General features: G+C 47.4%; 3 protein-coding genes. All 3 read left to right on the top strand.

Features of this window, described 5'->3' with window-relative positions; translation table 11 throughout:
• Positions 1 to 531 (top strand): tetratricopeptide repeat protein (locus tag NSB03_RS20305; RefSeq protein ID WP_371826239.1); only part of this gene is annotated, 531 nt, incomplete at its 5' end.
• Positions 532 to 545: 14 nt separating this feature from the next.
• The gene (locus NSB03_RS20300) at positions 546 to 1637 is read left to right on the top strand and encodes an efflux RND transporter periplasmic adaptor subunit (RefSeq protein ID WP_257466618.1); all 1092 of its coding nucleotides are present in this window, start codon (positions 546 to 548) and stop codon (positions 1635 to 1637) included.
• Positions 1638 to 1736: 99 nt separating this feature from the next.
• On the top strand, positions 1737 to 2752 hold a 1016-nt coding region (locus tag NSB03_RS20295; RefSeq protein ID WP_257466617.1), incomplete at its 3' end, for an efflux RND transporter permease subunit.

Genomic DNA, 2752 nt, shown 5'->3' with positions numbered 1-2752 from the left:
TTATTCCTTTTTATTTCGATGATGGCTCTATTGGGAACATATTATTGGAAAAACAATCAATATGCTGCATGTAAGGACTGGTATCGTAGTAAGATGCTCTATAATATAGGAGCTTATCAGTCAGCTAAAGAAGACTACGGGAAGCTATACCCGGAATTGGCGAATCGTGGGACATTTCTCTTTGAATACGGATATTCTCTTCATAAATTGAAAGAATATGATAACTCGACAAGGATATTGGAGGAAGCAATGGCGCATAGCAATGATCCTATGATTCTGAATATCATCGGCAAGAATTATCAAGCGTTAGGAGATTATGAGAAAGCGGAAGAATACCTGATTCGCTCTACGCACCGGCTTCCGGGGCGGATTTATCCCTATTATCTGTTGGTGAAACTTTATGCGGAGTCCCAATATCTGCAACCTGAAAAATTAAAATATGCTGTTGAGATAGTGTTGACGAAAGAACCGAAAGTGCAGTCTACGGCAGTCAGAGAAATGAGAGAGGAAGTAAAGAAATTATTGAAATAAAAGAACCAATAAATATGAAGAAATATAATTGTATATGGTTACTGTTATGTTTGGCATTAGGAGTAAACACCTCTTGCTCTGACAAGAAAAATAGTGCTGATGAACAGGAGAAAGGAGTGACCACCGTTCTTCCTGACGTAAAGAATGAAGTTACCACCCAGATTCTGAAGAAGCGTAATTTTGCCCATGAACTGGTCAGCAACGGCAAGGTGAACGCCCGCAGCAAAGCCGATTTGCGTTTTGAAACGGGTGAAGTCATTGCCCGTATTTATGTGAAGAACGGCGACCGTGTACATAAAGGACAAAAGCTGGCTGAACTGGACAAATTCCGTCTGGAGCAGAAACTGTCCCAGGCGGAAGACGCCCTGTTGAAAGCTGAGCTGGAATTGAAAGATGTGCTCATCGGGCAGGGATATACACCGGATGATTTCAGCAAGGTTCCTGTGGAGACCATGAGGATTGCGAAAGTGAAGAGCGGTTACGAGCAGTCGAAATCCCAGTACGAACTGGCAAAAAGGGAGACGGAACACGCGACGCTTACCGCGCCTTTTGACGGGGTGGTGGCCAATCTTTTCTCGAAGCCATATAATCCGGCCAATACCTCGGAAGTATTCTGTACTATCCTTGACACCAAAGGGATGGAAGCAGAATTTACCGTATTGGAGAATGAACTTGCCTTTATTAAAAAAGGTGATAAGGTGACGGTTATTCCTTATGCGGGGGGAAGCTCGTTTGAGGGCAGCGTATCCGAAGTCAATCCGTTGGTGGATACCAATGGAATGGTAAAGGTAAAGGCTGACGTGAACGGTGAAGGCAAGCTGTTCAGCGGTATGAATGTGCGGGTCAGTGTCAGGCGAAACCTGGGGGAACAGCTGGTGATTCCCAAGACGGCTGTGGTATTGCGTTCCGGCAAGCAAGTGGTGTTTACATTGAAAGAAGGCAGGGCCATGTGGAACTATGTGCATACGGGACTGGAGAACGCAACGGAATATGTTGTTTCCGACAAATCTCGGACAGGTGTCGAAGACGGTTTATTGGAAGGAGACACGGTCATTGTGACCGGAAACCTGAATCTGGCGCATGAAGCGGAAGTAAGTGTAAGATAATAAAAAGTCACGGATTACACGGATTTCACGGTTTTAGAATTGTGATAGCATAAAGTAACAGCGTAATCCGTGTAATCCGTGACTAAAACTAAAGTAAGTATGATAAAATTTTTAATCCGGCGTCCTATCGCCGTGCTGATGGCTTTCACCGCCTGTTTTATAATCGGTCTGGTGACTTATTCCACACTGCCGGTATCGCTGCTTCCGGATATCGCCATTCCGGAGATAACCGTACAGGTTTCCGCCGCGAATACCTCCGCCCGCGAACTGGAAAACACGATTGTGAAACCTTTGCGCAGCCAACTGATTCAGGTTTCCACCTTGAAAGACATCCATAGCGAATCGAGGGACGGGGCGGGTATCATCCGCCTGTCTTTCGAGTTCGGCACCAATACGGACCTTGCCTTTATCGAGGTCAATGAGAAGATAGACGCCGCGATGAACTATCTCCCCAAGGAAACGGAACGTCCGAAAGTCATCAAGGCGAGCGCAACGGACATCCCCGTGTTCTACCTGAACCTGACCTTGAAGAATGACAGCGCTTATAGTACTACCACGGGACAGCAGTCCTTTCTTGACCTGTGTGAATTTGCCGAATCGGTTATCAAGCGCCGGATAGAGCAGCTTGAAGAGGTGGCCATGGTGGACGTGACCGGACTGGTGGAACGCCAGGTGCAGATTGTGCCCGATGAGGACAGGCTTGCCATGATGGGACTTGCCATCGGGGATATCGAGTCCGCCCTGTCGTCCAACAATGTAGAACCGGGCAGCATGACGGTACGTGACGGGTACTACGAATATAATATCAAGTTCTCGACATTGCTGCGTACGGCGGAAGATGTGGAGAATATCTACCTGCGCAAGGACGACCGCATTGTGCGGTTGAAGGATTTCTGCAAGGTCAATATCGTGCCCGTGAAGGAAAAGGGCGTTTCCTTATCGAACGGAAAGCGTGCGGTGACACTGGCCGTCATCAAGCAGGCGGACGAGAATATGGACAAGATGAAGAACTCGCTGGTAGGGACGATGGAGTATTTCCGGCGGGTCTATCCGGACATTGATTTCAGTATCAGCCGCAACCAGACGGAACTGCTGGACTTCACGATTTCCAATCT

This window comes from Bacteroides acidifaciens (assembly GCF_024623065.1).
Classification (GTDB): Bacteria; Bacteroidota; Bacteroidia; order Bacteroidales; family Bacteroidaceae; genus Bacteroides; species Bacteroides acidifaciens.
This window is presented reverse-complemented; position numbering and strand designations above follow the sequence as displayed.

What these genes read in the sequence shown, in the direction of transcription:
- NSB03_RS20300 (WP_257466618.1), top strand. Translation starts at nt 546, where the DNA reads ATGAAGAAATATAATTGTATATGGTTACTGTTATGTTTGGCATTAGGA.